At 60.4% G+C, this 23,548-nt stretch carries 16 protein-coding genes; 11 read left to right on the top strand and 5 right to left on the bottom strand.

Annotated features, from left to right (window positions below):
* Window positions 1-155: 155 nt before the first annotated feature.
* Together FJ404_15270 and FJ404_15265 are read left to right on the top strand one after the other, a co-directional pair.
* Complete coding sequence (locus FJ404_15270) at window positions 156-359, top strand: hypothetical protein (protein ID MBM3824223.1); 204 nt, start codon at window positions 156-158, stop codon at window positions 357-359.
* 16 nt (window positions 360-375) lie between these two features.
* On the top strand, window positions 376-2,505 hold the full coding sequence (locus FJ404_15265) for an adenylate/guanylate cyclase domain-containing protein (GenBank protein ID MBM3824222.1): 2,130 nt from the start codon (window positions 376-378) through the stop codon (window positions 2,503-2,505).
* A gap of 102 nt (window positions 2,506-2,607) precedes the next feature.
* Here FJ404_15265 and FJ404_15260 read toward each other — a convergent pair whose 3' ends face one another.
* The 4 genes from FJ404_15260 to FJ404_15245 are packed head-to-tail and all read right to left on the bottom strand — an operon-like array spanning window position 2,608 to window position 7,883.
* Window positions 2,608-4,491: a hypothetical protein gene (locus FJ404_15260; protein ID MBM3824221.1), complete on the bottom strand. Its 1,884-nt coding sequence runs from the start codon at window positions 4,489-4,491 to the stop codon at window positions 2,608-2,610.
* Window positions 4,488-5,705, bottom strand: coding sequence for a DUF4912 domain-containing protein (locus tag FJ404_15255; protein MBM3824220.1), 1,218 nt, complete (start codon window positions 5,703-5,705; stop codon window positions 4,488-4,490). The genes FJ404_15260 and FJ404_15255 overlap by 4 nt, the downstream gene beginning before the upstream one ends.
* Window positions 5,702-6,856, bottom strand: coding sequence for a bile acid:sodium symporter family protein (locus FJ404_15250; protein ID MBM3824219.1), 1,155 nt, complete (start codon window positions 6,854-6,856; stop codon window positions 5,702-5,704). Before FJ404_15250 ends, FJ404_15255 begins: the two co-directional genes overlap by 4 nt.
* Before the next feature lies 1 nt (window position 6,857).
* On the bottom strand, window positions 6,858-7,883 hold the full coding sequence (locus FJ404_15245; protein MBM3824218.1) for a sugar phosphate isomerase/epimerase: 1,026 nt from the start codon (window positions 7,881-7,883) through the stop codon (window positions 6,858-6,860).
* Between the two features lie 282 nt (window positions 7,884-8,165).
* Between FJ404_15245 and FJ404_15240 the strand changes: the two genes are divergently transcribed.
* From FJ404_15240 to FJ404_15210, 7 genes are all read left to right on the top strand, one after another.
* Window positions 8,166-9,266, top strand: coding sequence for a hypothetical protein (locus tag FJ404_15240; protein MBM3824217.1), 1,101 nt, complete (start codon window positions 8,166-8,168; stop codon window positions 9,264-9,266).
* Window positions 9,267-9,395: 129 nt separating this feature from the next.
* Window positions 9,396-10,541, top strand: a complete 1,146-nt coding sequence (locus FJ404_15235; GenBank protein ID MBM3824216.1) for a hypothetical protein — start codon at window positions 9,396-9,398, stop codon at window positions 10,539-10,541.
* Window positions 10,542-10,800: 259 nt separating this feature from the next.
* Entirely contained in the window at window positions 10,801-13,134 is a 2,334-nt protein-coding gene (locus tag FJ404_15230) for a DUF1800 domain-containing protein (protein MBM3824215.1), read from the top strand.
* A gap of 23 nt (window positions 13,135-13,157) precedes the next feature.
* Complete coding sequence (locus FJ404_15225) at window positions 13,158-14,051, top strand: DUF1501 domain-containing protein (GenBank protein ID MBM3824214.1); 894 nt, start codon at window positions 13,158-13,160, stop codon at window positions 14,049-14,051.
* 63 nt (window positions 14,052-14,114) lie between these two features.
* A complete protein-coding gene (locus FJ404_15220; protein MBM3824213.1) occupies window positions 14,115-14,516 on the top strand; it encodes a DUF1501 domain-containing protein in 402 nt (133 codons plus the stop codon).
* A 96-nt stretch (window positions 14,517-14,612) separates the two neighbouring features.
* Window positions 14,613-16,877, top strand: coding sequence for a HAMP domain-containing histidine kinase (locus tag FJ404_15215; protein MBM3824212.1), 2,265 nt, complete (start codon window positions 14,613-14,615; stop codon window positions 16,875-16,877).
* A gap of 3 nt (window positions 16,878-16,880) precedes the next feature.
* The gene (locus tag FJ404_15210) at window positions 16,881-17,537 is read left to right on the top strand and encodes a response regulator transcription factor (GenBank protein ID MBM3824211.1); all 657 of its coding nucleotides are present in this window, start codon (window positions 16,881-16,883) and stop codon (window positions 17,535-17,537) included.
* A 63-nt stretch (window positions 17,538-17,600) separates the two neighbouring features.
* On the opposite strand, the gene queA is transcribed toward FJ404_15210, so the two are convergent.
* Window positions 17,601-18,677, bottom strand: coding sequence for a tRNA preQ1(34) S-adenosylmethionine ribosyltransferase-isomerase QueA (queA, locus tag FJ404_15205; GenBank protein ID MBM3824210.1), 1,077 nt, complete (start codon window positions 18,675-18,677; stop codon window positions 17,601-17,603).
* Window positions 18,678-19,411: 734 nt separating this feature from the next.
* Here queA and ilvD point away from each other — a divergent pair.
* Both ilvD and FJ404_15195 read left to right on the top strand, forming a co-directional pair.
* Window positions 19,412-21,130, top strand: coding sequence for a dihydroxy-acid dehydratase (ilvD, locus tag FJ404_15200; GenBank protein ID MBM3824209.1), 1,719 nt, complete (start codon window positions 19,412-19,414; stop codon window positions 21,128-21,130).
* Between the two features lie 123 nt (window positions 21,131-21,253).
* Window positions 21,254-23,218: a hypothetical protein gene (locus FJ404_15195; GenBank protein MBM3824208.1), complete on the top strand. Its 1,965-nt coding sequence runs from the start codon at window positions 21,254-21,256 to the stop codon at window positions 23,216-23,218.
* Window positions 23,219-23,548: the final 330 nt, after the last annotated feature.

Genomic DNA, 23,548 nt, shown 5'->3' with positions numbered 1-23,548 from the left:
GGTCGTGACGAAGGACGTGGAGGGTTACCTGCGATCGAATCCCGAGGTGAAGGTGGCGGGCGCGGGCGGCGACCATCAGCATCATTGAACGAGGCATGTGCCACCCTTGACGCCCCTCTTTGGCGCTGCCGCCGCGCGATCCTTTTCGCGGTTGGATGCTTCGGTGGGGGCACTCCGTGGTGTGGGTCTTCATGGCCTTGGGCTGTTTTTTGGCGGGCGCGAATAGGATGATGCTGGCGAAGGGGGCCGCTTGGGGTGCCTTCGGGATCTACTTGATTTTCATGACGCTTTTCCTCGGCGAACAGTGGGCGATCAAGAATTCCGCCGCCGCGCCGAAAAAGGGAAAGGAGATTTCCTAGCCCGGAACCCGGATTTATGGCGGATTCCAGTCCCCATCGGGAGTCGGAGTTGCTGAGCGAGCAAGCTCGGGCGGCGGGCCGGCGCCTCGTCAAGAAGTTGGGCCGTCACGGCCTGAGCGGACTCGTCGGAGCATTATTGGCGACCATCCTGGGGGTGATTCATTTGGATCCTGGACTTTTTTTTCTCCCGAACAGCTTTGGGCTGGCCACGGTCCGCGAAAGCTACGATCTGCTGTTTCCCATGCGGGGGACGATTCCGCTTTCCCAGGAAGAGGTCGTGGTTGTCTATCTCGACGATACTTCCTTCGAGAGTCTGAAGCAGCCGTATCTCGAACCCTGGAAGCGGGAGTTTTTCACGCAGCTGATGAAACGGCTGATGGAGGAGCGAGCGGCGGGGGTGGTGTTCGATATTGTGTTTTCTGACTCGAGCCGGGATGCGTCCATCGATGAAGACTTTGCTCGAGGCTTGAAGGGATTTACCAACTACGTGATCGCGGCGGATTGGACCACTCCGGAACCGGGGAAAAAACTGCGAACCGTCAAGCCTCCCAACGATGGGTTTTTTGACCAGATCGAGCAGCTGGGTTTATCGGAGATGCAGCCGGATGACGATCTTTTCGTGAGGGAATTGTTTCCCGGCGCGGACACCGAGGGGGTTTATAGTTTGAGTTGGGCCATGGCCAAGGTCATGAGAATCAGCTCCGTTCGTGGGGCAACTGCGGCGCAGGAACGGCGCTACATCAATTTTTATGGATTTCCCGGTCACGTGCCCTTCGTCAGCTTTTACAAGGTGATTCAGGACGTGCCGGACCAAGTGCCTCCGGGGTTCTTTACGGGCAAAGTGGTTTTCGTAGGGGAGCGCATCGTGACCTTCAGGCCAGGCCAGCGAAAAGACGAGTATATCAGCCCATTCTCTTACTGGAGTCCTATTAGCAAGTTCATGCCGGGAGTGGAGATTCACGCCACGCAGTATCTCAACTTGCTGCGTGGCGATTGGATTTCGCGGATGCCGAAAATCTACGAGGGGGCGCTGATTGTTTTGATGGGAATGGCGCTTGGGATCTTTCTGGCGGGGATGCGTCCGCTGGCCGCCACCTTTGTGGCCTTGGTGGCGGCGGTGGGTGTCGCCGCGCTGGCCTACCTGACATTTACCCGCATTCAGATGTGGTTTCCCTGGATGGTGATCGTGAAGATTCAGATTCCCGCGGCGCTTTTTTGGTCCCTGGTTTACAATTCCGTCACGCTCTACGTGCAAAAGCGTCTGATGGAACAGTCGGTGGCGATGTATGTCTCCCCCAAGCGGGCAGCCCAGATCGCCAAGTCGGGGGAGCGATCGATGTTGAAGCCTGGCGCGCACAAGCAGGAAGTCAGTGTGCTCTTCAGCGACATCGCGAATTTCACCACGTTTTCCGAGGGCATGCCTTCCAATGAGCTGGCGGACTTGATGAACAGCTACTTCGACAAGGCTCTGGAGAACTGTCTGGACCCGACCGACGGCACGGTGGTGAAGTTTATCGGGGACGCCATTTTCGCAGTGTGGAACGCGCCCGAGGCCCAGGCCAATCATCATGAGCTTGCCTGCCGGGGGGCGCTGAAGCTTCGCAACGAGCGGTCCGCGCTGGAGGCCGTGAAATCCCGGTTTCCAGGGCTCGATGTGCGCACGCGCATCGGGCTCCATAGCGGGCTGGCCGACGTGGGGAATTTCGGTGGCCGCCGCCGGGTGGACTACACGATGTTTGGCGAGAACATCAATCTGGCCTCCCGCATGGAGGGCTTGAACAAATTCCTGGGGACGGACGTGCTGCTCACCGGGGACATCGAAAGCAAAGTAAGGGGCAAGTTCGTCACGCGCTACGCGGGGCGGTTTCGATTGAAGGGCTTCGAGAAGCGCGCGGTGGATGTGTACGAATTGATCGATGAGGCGGGGAAGGAGAAAGACACCGAGTTGTGGCGACTTCTGTATGAGCAGGCGCGAGTGGCCTTTACGGAGCGCCGGTTCGCGGAGGCGCGCGATTCCCTTCTGAAGTTACTGGAAGCGAGACCCGAGGATGGACCCGCAAAGTTCCTCATGAAATACGTGGAAGACTATCTCGAGGAACCTCCGTCGGAAGCCTGGAAGGGCGAGATCGAGCTCAAGGAGAAATAGCGCAAGGGAATGAGCAGCGATCCGGAACGGCTGCATGCCGCGATACTTGAACCTGAACACATCGAGATCGAGGGGCCTCCATCGACCGCCCGACGGGGGAGCTCAATTTGAAGCAGGCTTCCAGGACCTGGGAACGGGCTTGGGCCGATCCCGTCCGGCCGCGATTCCGGTCAGCCATTCCAAACCTTCGAGGTTGTCCAAGAGCCTGGCTTCGGCATCCTCATCGGTGTGATTGAGAAGGCCAATCGGGCCGCGCCAGCCGCTGCGCTCGATGATTCGGAGCATTTCCAGATCGCGAGCGCCCTGGCCCAGGGGAAGGATCTTGCGTCCCATGCGGTCTCCCCGGTCATCCATGCCGTTGAGGTTGAGCGCGATGAGGTGGGGTTTCATTTTCGCCAGCATGCTTTCGAAGCGGTCGAGATGGTCGTGGCCGTGGTGTTGGTTGTAAACAATCCCCACATTGGCCACGCCTCGAGACGCCAAGTGTTCGATGATGGCGATTTGGTTTTCTGGTTCCCCAAACCAGCCTCCGTGATTGTAGAGCCCAATCGTGCAGCCCATCTCGGCGGCAGCCTTGGCGATCGGCTCGATTCGGCGGGCTTCGTCCCCGACTCTTCGGCGCTGGTCCTCCTCGTTGCGGGCCGGACTGCCCCCTCCCGTGATCCAGAGCTGGGCTCTCGTGCCATGTCTGGAGAGGGCGTTTAGAATGGTTCGCGCCTCCTCGTTCAACGCACCGGGAAACCACCACGCTGAAAGCTTCACGCCGCGGCGGGCACAGGATTCGAGCTCTTGATCGAAAGTCGGAATGTGTTCCGCCCTGTAGTCATAGGCGAAAAGTCGAAATCCCAGATTCTCGAGCATGGCCGCCCGCTCTTCCGGCCCCCGCTTGCGCGCGTCAAAGGGAACGATGCACCAAGCCGCCAAGTTGGACTTCGAGAAGATTCCGTAAGGGCGTGCGGCTCCCCGGCTACGCGAAGGCCAGCGATTGGGGTCCAGCAGCGTTCGGGCCAGGAACCCACGAACCGTTTCCAACGGTTCATCTCCTTGAAAACCATGTCCAGCCTCGGGCACAGGCACAAACGTCAGCTCTTCGCCGCGCAGCGCGTCGCGCAACAACTCGCTTTGATGAAAGGGAACCAGGTTGTCCTTCGTGCCATGCATGATGAGAAAAGGCGGCACGGTGCCCGGTTTGCGCCGCGAGAGGTGATGGATCGGATTGGCCTGGGCGGTGCGGTCGGGGTGGTCTGGAATGGCACCGCCGATGAGCCTGGACTCCGGAGAATCCGCCGCGTTGTGACGGATGCTGCTGCCGGCTTTGTCCATCTGCAAAAAGTCGGTCGGCCCGAACCAATCCACCACGGCTTGGACTCCGGTCCAGCCGGGTTTGAAGGGGGCTTGCGGATCGGCGCTCAGGGCCAGGGCAGTGCGTGCGCCCAACATCGCGGCTAAGTGACCTCCGGCACTGGATCCCCAGACCGCGATGCGTTGCTCGTCAAAATGAAACTCCCGGCCGCGCTCGCGTAGATAGCCGATGGCAGCGGCGCAGTCCTCCATTTGAGCGGGCCATAGGGCCTGGGAACTGAGGCGGTATTGCACATGGGCCACGGCGTATCCCTGCGGCAAGAGCTTGAGGGCGGGGCTGGGTTCCTCCTTGCTGCCCGATTGCCATGCGCCACCGTGGATCCAGACCAAGAGCGGCGGCCGCTCCTTGCCGCGAGGAGGACAGTAGAGGTCCAACTTCAACGAAGTGTTCTCGACGCGGGCATACTCAAGATCGGCGTGGATGAGGGTGCCCGGGGGCAGCATCGTCGACGGCAAGGCTCCATGGGTCGCCGGTGGGTGGTTGGACGCGATCGACAGAAAGATTGCGGCCATGACCCGGACGAAGGACTCACAACGTAAACGGCTCGTTGAAACCGGAGTTTTCATGGGGTGGCCAGCGTTCAAGCGCGGGTAGAGTTCAGAGCGGCATGATTCAAGCCTCATCGTGTTTGACGTTGCAGTTCGAACTGAATGAGGCGGGTGTCTTTGCCATCGGGTGAAGTGGCTCGGACAGGCAGATGGTGTTGTCCATCGGGAAAGGCCAGGCGAGCGGTAAAGGTGCCATCGGGCCGGAGAGGAATATGCATTCCCGCGAGATCGAGGCTGGCTCCCGGTTCGGTCGCGCCGTACACGACCAACTCAACCTCGGTGCGGAACCAGAAGGATCGAGGCGATTCCGGGCTCGATTCTTCCTGGAGGCTAAGGCTGCTTGGCGAAGGACTTGAAGCGTGCTGGTGCACTGCGTTGCCGATTGTTCCGCTGCTGGGGAGAGAAGAAGGCTGAGGCGTGGCGGCATCTCCGTCCGTCGTGATCGGGTTTTCGACAGGATCTTGCGATCGGGGGTGGGGCAGTGCCGGAGGTTCTGAAGGGGGCACCACCGTCTCGGTGCAGGGTGATGACGAATCGGGCAATCCTGGTGCCGCAAGACGTTCCAACTCCGAGGGAGGGTCTTCTTGGACCGGGGAACGAAATGTTCGGACGGGGTCCGAAAGGGCCATTGGCCGCCAAATGCCGGAGGCTTCAAAGCAGCCCAGTTCGGCCCGATAATCTGAGTCCGCGAAAGGCACCTCGATGAATTGGTGCGAGGCGGATCCAGAGACTTCCACGAGGGTGTCGAATTCGGTTCCGGGGGAAAAGCGCCAAACATGCAGGAAGATCGCGGAGACTTCCGCCTGCTTTGAGCCGGCCGGGTCAAGGGTCCAACTCGCGTGGAGTTTGCGGGGTTCAACCGCGGCGAGCCAGAGGGTGGAGCCCAACTCTGGCGCGACTTCGATCCTCAAAGGCTCGGGGGCGGGGGAAGGCGGTAAAGCATCGACTGGCGCCAAGGCGCTCACATCGGAGGGGGAGGCGGCTGGGGCTGGGGGATCGGAATCTTCTGAAACATCAGAGGCAAGCTGGAGTGAGACGGAGGAGAGGGAGGGGGGGTCTGTGACGACCGGCGCCTCGATTTCAGCGGCTTGAGGGACGGGATTTTCAGCCGGAATCGCCCATGGCCAGTCATCGCCTTCAAGGAGAATGGCGGGGATGGGTCCTGACTGGGTTGGTTTGGGGGCGACCGGAATTCGACGCTTTGGCCGGGCCGGTTTTCGGGCCGGGGTTTGACGGCGTGGGCGGGTCGAGCGCGTTTTAGCGGCGGTGGGACGCTTGGTTTTCTTCATCGCGACGGAGTTGAGGATTCCGGTGGGAGATCTTTTGGCGGGTTGCGTTTCCACCAAGTGGCCAACAAAGCGCCGGAGACATTCATGTAAGGTCCAAAGATGGCGGCGGCCAGGGCGGCGGCCGGGCTGTTCATGACGCCCATGGCCAGTGCGGAAGCCATGCCGCCATTCTGCATGCCGACTTCGATGGAGACGGTCCGAGCGGTACGTTCATCCAGTCGCGCCAGGCGGGCGCCGCCGTAGCCCAGCCAAAATCCGATGGCATTGTGCAGAATGACGGCGAGAAGCAACTTGGGTCCCACTTCGATCAACTTGTCGCGCGAACGCGCGGTGATGATGGCCACGATGATGCAAATGCCAAGCATGGAAAAGAAACTGAGTGCCGCGTCCATCCAGTTCCCCTCCCGTTTCAGGATGATTTCCACGATCCACTTGGTCAGAGCGACCAGGCCGAGGAGGAGAAAGCCAATGATCAACCCTTTGCGCAGCGCCAGGGGCACGGGAAGCGAACCCGAGGCGGCGGCGAGTCCGACGGCGAGGGCAGTAACAGTTGCGAGAGTCGAACCGCTCTTCCAAATCGCGCGGCGTCCGTAAAGCATTTCGTGGGCGGCCAGGCCGGTCACGATGGGAACCAGGATCATGTTGCAGATCTCGACCATCATGCCGGAGGCGTCGATGGGAACCAGGCGGCCCGCGAGCAATTTCATCAATGCGGGCGTGGCAAAGGGCGCGGCCAGGGTTGAACAGGCCGTCATGGTGACGGACAAAGCCACATTCCCACCGGCCAGATAAGTAATGAGGTTGGAAGCCACGCCTCCGGACACGGAACCGATGAGAACGATTCCTGCGGCGACTTCAGGCTCGAAAGCCATCCCCGTGGCGATGGCATAACCGACGAGAGGCATCGCGCTAAACTGGAGCACGAAACCGATCAGAATGGGCCCAGGCTGCTTCAAAATCCTGGTGAAGTCCGCGGGGCTCAATGTCGTGCCCATGCCAAAGGTGATCACCTGAATGAGCGGCACGATCAGGTCTTTGAGGTCCAGCCCGCCCCAGCGTCCAAACCAGGAGGGTTGAGCCATCGCCGAGCCCACGAAGGCGGCCAGGCAGAGGGGAAACAGAAACGGACGTAGGACGGGCAGCAAGGTCACGTCAGAATGAGCCCGCGAGAGCCAGGGTTTTCTTCATCGCCCGAGCGGTGGCTTCCAGCGCGGATTCGTTGGGGAGGGCGTTGAGAACCTTGTTGAAGGGCTCTGGTCGAACCGGGCCGTCGTATCCGATTTTGGCGAGCGCCCTCAGGAAGGGCGCCACGTCGATGACGCCGGTGGCGCCGGGCAATTCGCGTTGATGGTCGAGTTGGGATCGCTTCTCAATTCCGGCCGGCGCGTCATTCAAATCGACCGAGACGATATCCTCGGCCTTGAGTGATTCGATGTCGGCTGGAGTGTCCTCCGCCTGCCACCAGTGCCACGTGTCGAGCACCACACCGACGTTGCCCGTGCCGATTTCACCGATCAAATCCTGGGTTTCCGCCAGGGTGTGAACGAATGGATAACGCTGACGGACCAGCAACGTGTGGGTTCCCACATACTCGAGGCCGAGGCGGAGGCCGTGATCTTTCAGAAGGCTGGCGATTTCCCGGAGCCGGGTGGCGTGGAGTTTGAAATTCTGGAGGTAGGGCAGGGTGGCGTGGCTGGGGGATATCCAGGTGCCGACTCGAGTGGCTTCGAATTCCTGGAGGGCTTGCGCCAACCGCGGGAGTCCCTTCATCCCTTGCCTGAAGACGTTGTCGTCTTTGCGGAAATCCACGGAAAGCCCAGACGCACCCCAGGTCAAGCCGTGGCGTTTCATGACCTGACGCACCTCTCCCAAATCCGACTTCTTGCCTGCCAGGAAACCGGGGAACGGCTCGACAGCCTCGAAACCGTGGCGAACCGCCATTTCCATGACCTCCATTTGCTTCCCCTCGACTCCGATCGAGCCGGGCGTCAGGCAAGGCCGGGGTCGGCGGGCGGAAGGGCCGGTTTGCTGGGCTGAAAGACTGGAAACTCCCAGGCCACCCAGGGACGCCCATCCCGCCGCGTGCAGGAAAGCGCGTCGATTCCAGGCAAACCTGTCCCCAAGCGGGGTTGCTTTGACGGAGTCAAGTCCGGCATCGGTTCCGTGGGGAAAGGACATGCCAGACGTTGCGAAAAAGAGGCGCGGGTTTCAATGGGATTTCGATACCCAGGCGAAACGAGAATGGTGGGGGCCACTTTAGAGGCAGTCCAGCCGCTGTTTGTTGGAGGTCATGAGACAGGAAGTTCTGGCTGAGCGGCTATTTTCGCGAGAATTCTTGAGGACTCCTGGATCCCAGGCTTGACGGTTTCGGTTGGAAGCGGATGCTGCTTTTCAATCCGGAACCGCCTGACTCCTGGTTCGGGGTCCTCCGCAGCTCTGGATCCAATTCCAGTTGATTCTATGAAAAAGTACTTCTCATTGCTGGCCGGGAGCTTCCTGGCTATTGCCGCGGTGGGTGCCTCTTGGACGGAAGGCATGGTTTCGGGCAAAGTCGAACTCAAGAGCATCGGGCCATTGGCCTTCGGGCCTGACGGGGTGCTCCTGATGGCGGACGCCAAATCTGCCGCCCTTGTGGCACTGGACACCCAGGACCGTGTGCCTGCTCCTGCATCAGCCCAGGTCCACGTCAAAGGGCTGAATCAGAAAATCGCCGGTTTGCTCGGGACGGAGGCCGAACAAGTTCTGATCAACGATCTGGCGGTGAATCCCATTTCGCGAAAGGTGTACGTCGCGGTTTCCCGGGGGCGCGGACCAGAGGCTTCGGCGGTGCTGGTCAGGGTTCATCACGAGGGACGCATCGAGGCCGTTTCGCTCGAGAATGTGAAACATTCGCGCGCGACTCTGCCGAATCCTCCGGCGGATGCCATGGTTGGACAGGGTCAGCGTCAGAGCAATCCCCGGCTCGAGTCGATCACGGACCTGGCCTTTGTGGATGGACGGGTGGTGGTGGCGGGCCTTTCGAACGAGGAATTCGCTTCAACGCTGCGGGCCTTGCCTTTTCCATTCCAAACGGCGGGCAAAGGAACATCTGTGGAAATCTACCATGGCGCTCACGGAGCGTTCGAGACGCGATCCCCCATTCGCACGTTTGTGCAGTTCAAGGTCGAGGGCGAGGACCACCTGCTGGCCGCCTACACTTGCACGCCCTTGGTGCAATTCCCGCTGAAGGAACTTCAGCCAGGGGCGAAGATTCGCGGCAAGACCATCGCGGAGTTGGGCAACCGCAACCGTCCGCTCGACATGATTGCCTACCACAAGGGGGGCAAAGATTACTTGCTGCTGGCCAATTCCAGCCGCGGAATCATGAAAATCGACACTACGGACATCGCGAAATCGGAGAGCATCACGAGTCGTGTGGCCGACAAGCAGGGACTGGCCTATGAAACCATCGAGGCATGGAAGGGGGTCGATCAACTCGATCGTTTCGACGCTTCTCAGGCCTTGGTCTTGCGGAAGGCTGAGGGGGGAGCGCTTGATCTGGATTCTTTGCCGCTGCCCTGAGCCGACGTGATGGCTATTCATCGATCCGGGGCACGGCGCCCTGTTGGCACGGGACGCCATGATCCCTGGGCGCGCGGCTTGGTTGATCAACCAGTCGTATTCGCTTTGAACGTTTGCCTGAGGGGAATCGTGAAGCGTCTGCTTGTTCTTTGGACGGGACTGTCCATCGCGACCGTGTTGTGGGCAGAGGACAAGCCTGTGCTAACCTGGCAGCCCCTGCCTGGTTCTCCGTCCAACTACCGGGTGGAAGTATCGGGGCTTGGGGCAGAGATGTGGGCGCGTTTGAAGTCGGAGAGGGACCAGGGGATCGAGCCGGAACGGTGGCTTTCCGTTCGGGTGGTTCCCAAAGACCTCCTGAAGGCGTTGGATGTGCCGGCGATGGGAGGGCGGTTCGATTTTGCACCCGAAAAGGCTTATTTGCGCTTCGAACCTGACTACGCGCTCGAACCGGGGCTCCGGTATGAGGCGGTCTTTCGCGCCGGGGATCTGCTCCCCGTCAGGGCGACCCTATCCATTCCGAATCACCCTGAGGGACCGCCGACGCGCGTGCTTTCGATTTATCCGAGTTCCGAGGTTTTGCCCGAGAACCTGCTGAAGTTTTACCTCGTGTTCTCGGGTTCCATGTCCCGCGGACACATTTATGATTTTATCGAACTCCGCGACGAATGGGGGAAAACGGTGGAGATCCCCTTCTTGGAAATCGACGAGGAACTGTGGGATGCCGCGCAGACGCGGCTGACGCTCTTCATCGATCCGGGCCGGATCAAGCGCGGCGTGAAACCGTTGGAAGAGGTGGGGCCTGCCATCAAGGCGGGGCGGCGTTACAGTCTGCGCATCGATTCGAAGTGGCCCGACGCGCAAGGACGGCCGCTGGCTGCTCCGGCCTTGAAGACGTTCCGGGTGGCCCCCCCGGATCGCACTCCAATCGACCCATTGACGTGGCGCCTCGCGACCCCTCGAGCCGGAACGAGGGATCCGCTTGTGGTGCGATTTGGCGAACCTCTCGACTTCGGTTTGGCCGGAAGGCTGCTATCCATCCGGAGGGCGGGGAATGCGGAAATCGCCGGACGAGCGGAATTGCATGCGTTGGAGTCCGAATGGCGGTGGATTCCCGATCAACCTTGGTTGGCCGGGTGCGGGGTGATTCGGGTTCCGTCGATTCTTGAGGATCTCGCGGGGAACAATGTGGGAAAGGCTTTTGAAGTGGATGTTTTTGAGAAGGTCGATCGTAACTCCGTTCCTGGCCGCAACGAGATTTCGTTTGAGATTCGCTGAAACCAGAGAAGGACCGAGGGATCATCCTGTTCTGGTCCCGTAACGGGCTTTGATTCTCCTCAGGCCCGGATTACCACCCACGGTTCGAGCATCGCTTGGGTCGCGCCATCGGCGACGGCGTCGTCGATGACTTCTGCTGCTCCTAACCTGCCTCTTCCGCGGAACAGGTCCGATGAGTGCGGGGTAGTCCTTTCGGCCTATGGTGCCATTTGCCGCATTGTGATTCGATGGGGGAAAGGAAGCACACAACTCGAGCGACATGAAATCCAAATACCCCTCCCGACTCATCGTTCCCACGGCTCGCGGGCTCGTCGCGTTGGCCACGATCCTCCTCGCCTGGGGAGGGACCTTTGCCAGCCAGGCTCAAGTTTATGGGGCCATTGATCTTTGGCCACGGAACTCGACGGTGGAGATCGGAGGCACCAAGTCCTTTGGAGCTTATGTTCCCATCACCCCCAATAACGTCGAATGGCTTGTCAATGGCATCCCCGGCGGGGATGTGACTTTGGGAACGATCTCCGCTTCCGGACTCTATCGAGCTCCCTCCGCAGCGCCCATGAACAGCGTGCTGACCATCACGGCGCGCAGTACCGCGTTTCCTGCCACCACAGCATCAACCTCGCTCACCGTCACGAGGCCCTATCCTTGGTTGTGGAGTATTTCGCCCTCGAGCCTTCAAACCGGCAGCTTCTCGATCAGTCTGAACGGAAACAATTTCGCGGCGGATTCCGTGGTCACGGCCAACGGCATGGATTTGCCGACGACCTATGTCTCCAAGACCCGATTGACGGCCACCGGCATGGCATCGAGTGCGGGAACCATCGCGTTTGCGGTGCGCCACCCAGGCCCAGGTGCTGTCAAAGGAAACTCGGTCAACGCCGCTGTGCAGGCGGCTTCGGTTACGGTAAGCGTGTCTCCAGGATCAGCCACGGTTCTCTTGGGGCAAACCCAGTCCTTTGCGGCCACGGTTACCGGCAGTGCCAACACCGCCGTGGTGTGGTCCGTGGTCGGGGGCAGCGTCAACGGGGTGATCGATGCCCTTGGAAACTACATGGCACCGGCACTGCTTCCGTCGCCGGCCCAACTGAAGGTGCGCGCGTCGTCCGCGGCACACCCGAGTGCTTATGGCGAAGCGACGGTTCAGCTTGTGGCGCCCCCTTCCGCCCTGCCCTCGCTCGCCGTGGCGCGCTATCTCGAGCAATCCTCCTTTGGCCCCCATGACACGTCGATTGCCCAGGTGCAGTCCCTGGGCATCCCCGGGCACTTGGATTGGCAGTTTTCCCTGCCAGCCTCGACCATCCCCACGCCTTCAGGCAACTCGGTGGGAGCGCTGCAACAATGGATCTTGCATCATTACACGGCCGCGCCCGACCAGCTGCGCCAGAGGGTGATTTATGCCCTGAGCCAGATCCTCGTGGTGTCGGCCAACAAGCAGGTTTACGCGGATGCCATGCTGCCGTGGATGCGAGCGCTCAGCTTGCACGCGTTCGGAAATTACAAGGACTTGCTGCGCGATGTGACCCGCAGTTCTTCGATGGGCAAGTACCTCGATTTGGCGAACTCCACCAAGCCCGGGATCGGAGGCGGCGCCAACGAGAATTTCGCTCGCGAATTGCTCCAGTTGTTTACGATTGGACTCTGGAAACTGAAGCCTGATGGCACGCAGGACCTCGGACCTGGCGGATCTCCTGTTTCCACTTACACCCAGGAGGACGTGGCTCAGCTTTCCCTGGCATTGACGGGATGGACCTATGCCACACCTCCGGGAGGAATCGCCTTCAGCCAGAACCACGAATACCACGGGGCACCGATGGAAACGCGTCCTGCGCTTCATGCCACCGGTTCAAAAACGGTGCTCGGTGAAGTCATCCCGGCGGGTCAGACCGTGGAGCAGGACTTGAAGAGTGTTCTCACGTTGCTGATGAATCATCCGAACACGGCGCCTTTCATCTCGCTGCGCCTGATTCGCAGTTTGGTGGCGAGCAATCCGAGCGGTGCCTACGTGACGCGGGTGGCTCAGGTTTTCCAGAACACCGGCGGAAACTTGAGGGAAGTGGTGAGAGCGATCCTGCTGGACGAGGAGGCCCGGCCGGAGTCGCCACCCTCCGATTTCGGCCGGTTGAAGGAGCCGCTGCTTCAGGTGAGCGGGTTTTTGCGCGCTCTCAACGGCCAGTTCAATCCCCACCAGCAGCTCACCTATCTGTTCGCTTACATGGCGCAATCCCCATTGAATCCTCCGTCGGTTTTCAGCTGGTTTTCGCCGTTGCATCGCGTGCCGAGGAGTCCGCTGTTCGGGCCGGAGTTTCAGATCTACACCCCGACGGAATCGGTGCTCCGCGGCAATCTCTTTCACTACATTCTCAACTCTGGAGCCGGGGACTTCAGCATCGACCTTTCCCCTTACCAGCCGTTCGGGAATGACATGCCGGGTTTGGTCGAGTTGGCGAACCAACGATTGTTGCGCGGACGCATGCCCGCCGGCATGAAACAGGTTCTGATCGACGCCGCCACGCCCGGCTACGACGCGCGCACACGCATCGAGACCGTGCTCTACCTTACCGCCCTGAGTGGACAATTCGCGGTCCAATATTAGCCGGATTCAACAATCACCTGATTATGCATTCTCATCCCATCTCCCGCCGTGCCCTCCTGAAATCGCTGGGTGCCATGACCATGCTTTCAAGGTTTGGCTGGATGAACGCCCTCTCGCAGGCCAGTCCGCCGGATTACAAAGCCCTGGTCTGCGTCTTCCTGGTGGGCGGCAATGACGGACACAATACGGTGGTTCCTTTGGAACAAGGTTCGTTCGACGCTTATCGCGCCGCGCGAGGATCCCTGGCGTTGCCCGATGGCAACGGGGCGCTGCTCCCGGTCGAAACCCCGCAGGGGACACCTTATGGATTCAATCCCGGGTTGGCCGCGATTCATCCGCTTTGGAGCCAGGGCAAGCTGGCCGTGCTGGCCAACGTGGGCATGCTGGTGCGCCCGGTAACGCGGCATGAGTTCCTCAACCATCTCTCGCCGGTTCCCACGAATCTTTTCTCCCATTCCGACCAGATCCAGCAAATGCAGGCGGGTGTGCCTTCGACCTCGGCGGGAACAGGATGGGGTGCCCGCGCGGCCGATGCCGTCCATCCGCTCAACGGCGGAACGACTTTTCCCGCCGCGGTCTCCACCGCCGGACCCGCGCTCTTTTGCACCGGAAACGTGGTTCAATCCGCCAGCCTGCTGCCCGGGTTCGACCTCGATCCGAGCGGGTTGGGGCTTTGGCCGGCGAGTGCCGGGATCGCGCGGCGGACCGGCATGCAGCAGGTTCTGCAGTTCGACAGTAGCCTCGCGCTGGTGCAGGCCGCGAATAAGGTGCGCCAGGACGCGCTTGACTTGAACGCTTTGCTGAAAGGCGGATCCGCCACCGTCACCACTCCTTTTCCCGGCGGCATGCTGAGCGATCAACTCAGGCAAGTGGCCAAACTCATCAAACTCCGCGGAGTAACCGGAGTGAAGCGGTAGGTCTTTTTCTGCTCGCTCGGCGGATTCGACACCCACGGCACGCAAAGCTGGCAGCATTGGGATTTGCTTCGCCAAGTCTCTGAAGGATTGGCCGCCTTTTACAAGGCGTTGAAGGACGAGATGGGGGTGGAAAATCAAGTCACCTCTTTCACCTCATCCGACTTCGGACGCTCTCTCCAACCCAGCGGATCCGGCAGTGACCATGGCTGGGGTAATCATCAACTCCTGCTCGGCGGGGCGGTGCTGGGCGGACGCGTTCACGGAACATTTCCGAACTTGAGCCTCCGAGGGCCGGATGATTCGGGAACGCGCGGCACGCTCATTCCGTCGACGTCCACCGAGCAGTTGGGTGCGACATTGGCACGCTGGCTCGGAGTCGCCGAAGCCGATCTACCCTCGGTTTTTCTGAATCTTTATTCCAATCTTGAGCTCTTCGGAAAGACGGATCTTGGCTTGATGGTGTAAACGGTCCAACATCCTGCTTGAGTTTCCATGCCCTTATGCCTCCAGGATTGATCTGTGGAATGCGGCGCGCGCAGAGGGCAACGCTGGTTGGCGATCGTGTGTGCCTCGATGATGATCGAACACGGCCAGGCAGAATCGTTGCGCTCCGCCCGGGAGGTGTTGGCGCTGACTCTCGAGGAGGCGCGGCGCGGGCATCCGGTCGAATTGGAGGGGCTGGTCACCGTGTATGGCCCCCGGGACGACGCGCTCTCTTTGCAGGACCTCACGGGCGGCATTCGCGTGCGGGGCGCCGCGGCGGCCAGCGGTGAAACGAGGTTTTCCTTGAGGCAACGCGTGCGGGTCGCCGGGGTGACGGACACTTCCTTTTCTCCCGAAATTCGCGCTCAATCGTTGCAAATCCTCGGGGCGGGCTCTCGTCTCCAGCCCATGTATCCGGACGCCCGGGAAATGCTCAACGCCTCGCTGGATTGCCAGTGGATGCGTGTCTGGGGAGTGATTCGACAGGCTCAAGCCGTCGAAAATCGAATCGAAGGGGAAGTGGCGGTGAGCAAGCGGCATTTTCCATTTGTGCTCATGTCGACGAACGCGGCTCCGGCGGCGGAGGACATGGTGGGACGGATGGTGTCGATGCTTGGGGTGGGGCGCGCAAGGACGAATGCGAACAACCAATTCACGGGATTGAGTCTGATCGTGCCGGACGTGCAAACCTTCGTCGTGAGCACCGCCAGTTTTTATGACCGGCACGGTCACACCAACACGACTTCCGTGCTCGAAACCTTGCTGGCGCGTCCGCTCGAGATTCGGAACAGCAAGACGGCGTCGGAGGCGGAGCGCACCATGGCCCGGGAGCTCATGACCCATGGCCTTACCCTGACGCCCGCGCGATTGGTGGGAGTGGTGCAGTACCATATGCACACCAACAAAGTGTTTCTGGAGGATGAAACCGGAGCGGCCGCCGTCTTCATCAACACCACAAACCGGTTCAATCCCGGCGATCAGGTGGAAGTCACCGGGAACCCTCGCGCGGGAAAATTCATTCCCGAATTGCATCAGGCCAAGATCCGTCCGCTCGGACGATCCCCTCTTGCCCCGCCCATCGACGTGCTGGGATCACGCCACGTGACGGAAGACTTGGAAGGTCGCCGCGTTCGGCTCGCGGGAAGAGTCGAGAACCACGAGAAGCATATTCACGGAGGACGGCATTACGAAGCCATCATTCTTCGGGCGGACACGGGAATCGTGAATGTTCATTTGGAGGCGGGGGCTGACGCTCTGGGACTCTTTCCCCTTGGCAGCAGGGTTGAGGTGGCGGGGGTCTGCATCCTCGATGCCCGCCCCCGCCAAGTGTCCGATGGAGAGCTTTCTATTTTTATCCAAGACCACCGGGAAATCCGGATCATCGAGCCCGCGCCACTCATGAAACCGGAGTCCGTGCAGGTGTTCCTGAAAACCGCGCTAGGTTTTTGCCTTCTGGCCGGCGCCTGGATCATCGCGTTGAGGCATCAGGTCCGGCATCGGACTCGCGCTCTGGCGGCGGCGAATCGCGAACTGCACCAGGAGGTTGAAGCCCGGTTGAAGGCGGAGGGGGAAGCGAGGGTTGCGCTCGGGCAGGAGCGCGAGTTGGTGCGGTTGAAGAGCAATTTTGTCTCCATGGTCAGTCATGAATTTCGCACACCGCTCGGTGTGATCCAAACGTCGAGCGACTTGCTGGATCGTTATCACGACCGGCTGTCTGCCGAGAAGCGTATGGCTCAATTGCAATCCGTGCGCCGGGCCGTGCGTCGCATGGACGAACTGATGGAGCAGGTGCTCCTGCTCGCGCGCTTCGACCACCAGAACGTGCGTCCCCGCCTCGCCCTGCTGTCCCCGGTCAAGCTGGCGCGTCGCTGCGTCGCGGATGTGCTGTCCGCCACCGAGGCGCGATGCCCCATCGAGCTCGAGTCGGATCCGCCTGAGTTCGAAGCCGGCTTGGACGAGAGTCTGTTCTGTCAGGCCCTGACCAATCTTCTGAACAACGCGGTTAAATACAGTCCGCCGGGATCGCCGGTGAGCCTTGCCCTGCGCACCTCCGGTGCCTCTTTCGAGGTGGAGGTGTCGGATGTGGGCCGGGGCATACCCGAGGGGGATCAATCCCGGCTGTTCGCGGGCTTCTATCGCGGCAGCAACAGCGATGGAATCCCGGGGACGGGACTGGGCTTGGTCATTGTGCAGCGTTGCGTCGAGGGGTTGGGGGGCAGCGTCTCATTAAGGAGCCGCGTCGGCGAGGGAACGGTCGTGCAGTTGCGGTTGCCCCTTCGCAGTGGCGAGGTGCGGCAGAGTGTTGTGACTTCCCCAACGCCGGATTTCCCAGGTTCCACCTAGTCCATGACCACGCTGCTCCTGATTGAAGACGACGCGGACACTCGCGAGAACTTCGCGACACTCCTGGAGTTGGAGGGGTATCGCGTGGTGGTGGCCTCCAACGGCAGAGAGGGATTGGCGGTGCTGTCCTCCGAGCATCCCGATTTGATCTTGTGTGACATTTCCATGCCGCACGGGAATGGGTTCGAGGTGTTGCAGACATTGCGGTCGGATCCCGCGACGGCTTCGATTCCTTTCGTTTTCCTCACGGCGCGCGGTGAGCGGGAGGACCTCCGCCATGGAATGAACCTCGGGGCTGATGATTATCTTTGCAAACCCGTGACCTGCGAGGAATTGCTGGCGGCGATCCGCGCCCGGTTGACACGGGCCGTGTCCACCGCCGGACGCCTCGAACCCGGCCCTGATTTTTCGTCGGCCGGACCGCTTGAAGGACTCGGGCTGACGCCCCGAGAAGCGGATGTGATGTTATGGGTGGCCCAAGGCAAGTCGAACGCCGAGGTTGCCGTCATTTTGGGCATGAGTGACAAGACGGTGAAGATTCATCTGAGTCATATTTACGTGAAGTTAGGTGTAGAGACGCGGACGGCGGCGGCTCTGGCAGCGGTCCAAACGCTCTGCCGAAGCGGCGGGGTGGGGGAAGGATCAACCTCTTCGAGGTGAGGAGGCAGGAATCCAAACCGGCTCGAGGTTCTTCGTGGGTTCTCGGTCCGGGTTGGCCGCGGTTTACTCGATGAGCATCGTGTCGCCGTAACTGAAGAAACGGTAACCGTTGTTCACCGCTTCCCGGTAGAGATTCAGCATCCAGTCGATACCGTCTTCCCGTTCGGGCGAGGCGAACGCACTGACCAGCATCAGCAACGTCGATTGGGGCAGGTGGAAATTGGTTTGCAGTGCGCCGACCACTTGGAACGGGGCGGGAGGATGGAGGAACAAGCGTGTTGATCCGCGGCGCGCGCTCCAGGCTCCGCCATGTTGCGCGGCCTCGGATTCCAGGACTCGCAGCGAGGTGGTGCCGGCCGCGACGACCCGGCGGTTCTCGGATTGGGCGAGGCGAAGGGCCTCGGCGGTTGCGGCGGGGACTTCGAAGTGTTCCTCGTGCATGACATGGTCTTCGAGATGTTCCGTCTTCACCGGTGCGAATGTCCCCAACCCGACGTGGAGCGTGACGAAGGCGAGGCCGACGCCTCGTTGGCGCAATGCCTCAAGGATCTGGGGCGTGTAATGCAATCCTGCAGTGGGCGCCGCCAGAGAACCGGCCTGGGCGGCATAGACGGTTTGGTACCGGTCGAGATCCTGAGCGCACGGGCCTTGCTCATCCCGCCGGATATACGGCGGCAGTGGCACTTCGCCCAAGGTTTCCAGTTGATTCACGATGTTATGGATGCATTGGAAGCCGACCCGGACATGCCCTTCCTGGCTTTTTTCGATGACCTCGGCGGTGATGCCCGCTGTCTGTCCCGATCGATCGAGCAGTTCAAATCGATCCCCGGGCTTGAGTCGTTTGGCTGGTCGGAGCAGGGTCCACCAGTCGTTGGTCTGATTTTCCCGGCAGAGCAGGAGTTCAATCTTTCCCCCGGTTTTCGGTTTGAAGGCGTGCAGGCGGGCGGGGATGACTTTGGAATCGTTCAAGACCAGGAGATCTCCGGGCCGGAGCAGGGCGGGCAGTTTGGCGAAGTTGCGATGCGCGTGAGAACGGGAGGGGCGGTGGACGGCGAGCAGCCGCGCCGCTTCCCGCCGGGACACAGGTTGCTGGGCGATGCATTCCTCCGGCAAAGGATAGTCGAAGCGTGATGTGAGCAAGCGAGTGGGCGGATGCGATTTCTGAACGACGCGTGCGAGGCTCAGCGGGAGAAACGCAAGGAGCCATCCCCTACGTTCCGTGGGTCACAACCGTTGAACTCCTTTCTCACGTCCCAGGACGCGTTTCAAGAGTGCGCTTTCACAGTTCGACAATTGTCCGCCAAGGGCATGGCCTGCATCATCTCTGCCCATAGATGACCTCCCTCCGACACGAATGAGGAAGGCGTCCATCCCCAAGGCTCTATTTCTGGCGAGGTCATGGACCTGATTGACGGCTCCATCGAACCAACTCCGGCGGGACGGAGCACGACTGGTTCCCCGACATGGATGCCGAAGGCATGTCGCTCGACAAGGGCACGGAACTTCTCCCCCCGGAAAAGCTTGGTCCCGTACCGCGGACCGCGCTCATCGCCGACGAAAACGCAAAGAAGAACCTGCTGGATCTTCGGGCAAGGTGGCGCTCGTTTGGAGTCCCTCCTTGAGGCGAAAAAGGCCGCGTCAAGGCGGAAGTCCGAGCGGACGGTCCACTGAGTTCGGATCTGAACCGCAGGGCTGTGGCTGGTGCAGAGCAAAAAACATCGCTCTCGACACTTCCTCCTCCCGACCAACTTGAGCATCAAGTCAGTCGGGAGGTTTATTGCTTGCACTGACCACTTGCGGATGCGCTGGAATCTCCCGCCACGAAGATTGCCGGCTTGTCTCGATGAGGGGGCCGGGGCAACATCGCCCGCAACATGAAGAAATCGAAATCATCCCGTCCAGCGGCCGACGCTCTGCGTCCTCATTCGAGCATTCTCGTGGATGGTCCGGACCGCGCTGCCAGCCGCGGCATGCTCTACGCCGTGGGATTCAAACCCGAGGATTTCAAGAAGCCCATGATCGGCATCGCCTCGACCTGGAGCATGGTGACTCCCTGTAACATGCATATTGACGGACTGGCGCGAGAGGCGGAAACGGGCGCCAACGCGGCCGGAGGCAAGGCCATCATTTTCAATACTATCACTGTATCCGATGGCATATCGATGGGCACGGAGGGGATGAAATACTCGCTCGTGTCCCGGGAGGTGATTGCCGATTCGGTTGAAACCGTGGTGGGAGGGGAGGGATTGGATGGATATGTGGCCATTGGCGGATGCGACAAGAACATGCCGGGCTGCTTGATCGCCATCGCGCGCATGAACCGTCCGGCCATCTTCGTTTATGGCGGCACGATCCTGCCGGGATGCCTGAACGGAAAGAATATCGACATCGTTTCCATCTTTGAAGCCGTGGGGGCTCACGCGAACCGGAAGATCAGCGACGAGGAATTGCATCAGGTCGAGTCCTGCGCCATTCCCGGACCGGGATCGTGCGGGGGCATGTACACCGCCAACACCATGGCGAGCGCGATCGAGGCGCTGGGGATGAGTTTGCCAAACAGTTCGGCTCAGGCGGCGGTGTCTCCCGCCAAAAAGGACGATTGCCGACGGGCGGGTGCGGCAGTGGTGGAAATGCTGAAGAAGGGCATTCGTCCCCGGGACATCATGACCCGGAAAGCCTTTGAAAACGCGATCACGGTGGTCATTGCCCTGGGGGGATCGACCAACGCGGTGTTGCATCTCCTGGCGATGGCGCATGCCGCTCAAGTCAAGCTGTCCATCGACGACTTCACTCGCGTGGGCAAGCGCGTGCCGGTGCTGGCCGATTTGAAGCCGAGCGGCAAGCACATGATGGCGGAATTGGTCGCGATCGGGGGCATTCAGCCGTTAATGAAGATGCTCCTCGAAGCGGGTTTGCTTCACGGCGATTGCATGACCGTGACGGGAAAAACGCTCGCTGAAAACCTGGCCCCGGTGAAGCCGTATCCTCAAGGGCAAACGATCGTGATGCCCCTGGATCGCCCGATCAAGAAGGACAGCCACCTGGTGGTGCTTTATGGAAATCTGGCGCCGGAGGGAGCGGTGGCCAAGATTTCGGGCAAGGAAGGCTTGCACTTTGAAGGGAGCGCTCGCGTGTTCGATTCCGAGGAGCTTGCGATGAAGGCGATCCTAGCCGGGCGAGTGGTGAAAGGCGACGTGGTGGTGATTCGGTACGAGGGACCTCGTGGAGGTCCGGGAATGCGCGAAATGTTGGGGCCTACAGGCGCCATCATGGGCCGGGGATTGGGCAAAGACGTGGCGCTGATCACGGACGGACGGTTCTCGGGAGGCAGCCACGGCTTTGTGATCGGTCATGTGACGCCTGAAGCCTACGTGGGTGGGCCTTTGGCGATGGTGAAGGATGGCGACCCGATTCGAATCGACGCCCAAAAGCGGAAAGTGACGTTGGGGGTGGCGGCCCGGGAGTTGGCAAGGCGCAAGAAGGCCTGGAAGAAGCCGGCGCCACGGTATCGCCGGGGTGTGTTGGCCAAATACGCTCATGCCGTGCAATCGGCATCTCTGGGTGCCGTTACCGATCTCGACCTTTCTGTCTGAACCACGCAACCCTATCCGGCGTTTGCCCATCGACCTGATTTGTTCTAAGTTGGTCTTGTCGTGTTCAACCTCCCGACTAAATTGATGCCCAAGTTAGTCGGGAAGTTCAATTCTTCGTGCTTTATGGAATTCTTGATGTATCGCGTTGTTTTGCGCCGTTTGGGAACGGCGGCAGGTCTTTTGGCATGCTTGGGACTGACTCGTCTTGAGGCGGAGGATCGCGAGGATTCCCTCCGGGCGGCACCTTTGGGCAACAAGGTTCAGTTGTGGTTGAACACGGCGGACGCGAACGCCCCATACATTTTAGAAGGGCGAGCCCGGCTGGCGGATGGGCCGGAGTGGGAAACGTTGATGCAATTTCGAAGTTCCAGCGCGCCCCGCGGTTATGTGGATGCGCTTTGCGGAACGCTTGAATCGCGTTTTTTTCGATTGCGACGGCTGCTGGAAGCCCCGCCTGTCGAAGTGAGCAATTTTCGATTGATCGATACCGCTGGGGCCGCTCACGAACTTTACTACCAGCGTCTCTCCCCCGCCGTGGCCGTGGTTTTGGCCGGCAGGGATGTGGCTTCTGTTCAGCCGTATCTCACGGAACTCCTCCGCGTTCAGCAATCCAGTAAGACTCCCTTTCCTACGTGGATTCTCTCCGCGACGGCCGCCGAAGAGCGCGGCGCACTGGCTGGGTCGGTCCGATCCTTTCCCTCCTCGATCAAGGTGATGCAGGATGCTTCCCACGCCGTGCATCGCACGCTGGGTTCGGGCCAGGCGCCGGAGGTAGCTTTGATTTCCACTCTGGACTGGTCGCTGTTTTATCGCGGACCCATTTTGGATGAGGTGGATGTTGGGGGGCGGGTCATCCGGTCCACACCTTTCTCCGATGCGGTCGGCGAACTTTTGGGGAAGCGTCAGGCTTCCTTGGCGCGGATGGCGACGGTGGGAGTCGGCTCGGGGCTCCGGCCGCGGGCGGTTCCGAGTTACTCGAGTGAAGTAGCCCCCTTGATCTTGAAGTCGTGCATGCCATGCCATCAACCGGGGGACATTGCGCCCTGGTCGATGACCAATCACGCGGTGTTGAAGGAGTTTTCCAAACTGATCAAATCCTCCGTGCTGGCCGGGGACATGCCTCCGTGGCATGCCGATCCAGCCTACGCGAGTTTGTCCAATAAAAAGGCTTTGGACCCGGAGTCGGTTGATCTGCTCGTGGCCTGGATTGACGCGGGATGTCCGAAAGACGGGCAGGGTGACCCGCTGGCGGAACGTCCTCCTCCGGACGAAAAGGCGCGTGACTGGCCGCTGGGCGCGCCCGATGCGATCATGAGCATCGATCCGCAGAGCATTCCGGCCGAGGGTGTGGTTGATTATCGATATCTGCTGGGGCGGAATCCGTTCCCCACCAACGTGTGGTTGAGTGCGGTGGTGGTGAAACCGGGGGATCGTTCGGTGGTTCATCACTGTCTGGTGTTTAAGGGCGGATTCAGCGAAGTGGCCGCGTTGAGGGGTGGTTTGGGGGGATTCTTTGCAGGCTACGTGCCGGGCATGGAGCAGAAGCCGTTTCCGGAAGGCACCGGCAAGTTACTTCGCTCGTCCGACCTGATCGTCTTCCAGATGCATTATACGACTTCGGGAAAGTCGGTGGTGGATCAAACCCAACTTGGGCTTTATCTCGCGAAAACGAAGCCTCCGGCAGAGTTGATCACGACGGCGGCTTCGACCACAGCGATCTCGATCCCGCCTCAAACCCTGGATTCGCCCATCAGCGCTACGCGCACCTTTACCCGGAAATCGGTGATTTACGAACTGAGTCCGCACATGCATTACCGTGGTTCTCGGGCTCGCTATTCCCTGGTTTATCCGGATGGCACGCAGGAGGTGCTCCTCAATGTGCCGCGCTACTTTTTCGATTGGCAGGCATTGTATCGTCTGGCAGTGCCGAAGGAAGTGCCCGCTGGCACCCGCCTGGTCTGTGATGGCGGCTTCGATAACTCGACACTGAATCGATTCAATCCCGATCCCAACGCGTTGGTTCGTTTTGGCGAGCAGAGCTGGGAAGAAATGTTCATCGGTTACGTGAATTACGCCGAGGTGCCTTGAGCCCCGACTCCCAGCCCGGATCATTCATACTGAGCTTGAATCCGCGACCGTGTGCCGCGCGAGGGCACGCGGCCTAAAATCGAGCCGGCCTTTATGTTTAGAGGCCCGGTGCCCTCTTCAGGCGTCGCGTGCATGAAACATGCGGGCGAGTGCTTCATAGCACAGATTAACGATCGTATTCCTGAGTTCACAAGCATCCCATAGGCGCAACTCAGCTTTCACAACTCGTTCATCTTCAACGGTCGCGTTCTTGAATCTCCCCTAACGACTTTTAGGACTTCATGGGTGGCACTTTTTCAATTCTGCTGTCCCATGGCATTTTCACGCGAA

Source organism: Verrucomicrobiota bacterium (assembly GCA_016871495.1).
In the GTDB taxonomy this organism is placed as follows: Bacteria; Verrucomicrobiota; Verrucomicrobiia; order Limisphaerales; family VHDF01; genus VHDF01.
Note: the sequence above shows the minus strand (reverse complement) of the source record. Positions and strands in the feature narration are given on the sequence as shown.

What these genes read in the sequence shown, in the direction of transcription:
- FJ404_15270 (MBM3824223.1), top strand. Translation starts at nt 156, where the DNA reads ATGCTTCGGTGGGGGCACTCCGTGGTGTGGGTCTTCATGGCCTTGGGC.
- FJ404_15195 (MBM3824208.1), top strand. Translation starts at nt 21,254, where the DNA reads ATGGAATTCTTGATGTATCGCGTTGTTTTGCGCCGTTTGGGAACGGCG.
- FJ404_15225 (MBM3824214.1), top strand. Translation starts at nt 13,158, where the DNA reads ATGCATTCTCATCCCATCTCCCGCCGTGCCCTCCTGAAATCGCTGGGT.
- FJ404_15210 (MBM3824211.1), top strand. Translation starts at nt 16,881, where the DNA reads ATGACCACGCTGCTCCTGATTGAAGACGACGCGGACACTCGCGAGAAC.
- FJ404_15230 (MBM3824215.1), top strand. Translation starts at nt 10,801, where the DNA reads ATGAAATCCAAATACCCCTCCCGACTCATCGTTCCCACGGCTCGCGGG.
- FJ404_15255 (MBM3824220.1), bottom strand. Translation starts at nt 5,705, where the DNA reads ATGAAGAAAACCAAGCGTCCCACCGCCGCTAAAACGCGCTCGACCCGC.
- FJ404_15245 (MBM3824218.1), bottom strand. Translation starts at nt 7,883, where the DNA reads ATGTCCTTTCCCCACGGAACCGATGCCGGACTTGACTCCGTCAAAGCA.
- FJ404_15265 (MBM3824222.1), top strand. Translation starts at nt 376, where the DNA reads ATGGCGGATTCCAGTCCCCATCGGGAGTCGGAGTTGCTGAGCGAGCAA.
- FJ404_15260 (MBM3824221.1), bottom strand. Translation starts at nt 4,491, where the DNA reads ATGAGGCTTGAATCATGCCGCTCTGAACTCTACCCGCGCTTGAACGCT.
- ilvD (MBM3824209.1), top strand. Translation starts at nt 19,412, where the DNA reads ATGAAGAAATCGAAATCATCCCGTCCAGCGGCCGACGCTCTGCGTCCT.
- FJ404_15240 (MBM3824217.1), top strand. Translation starts at nt 8,166, where the DNA reads ATGAAAAAGTACTTCTCATTGCTGGCCGGGAGCTTCCTGGCTATTGCC.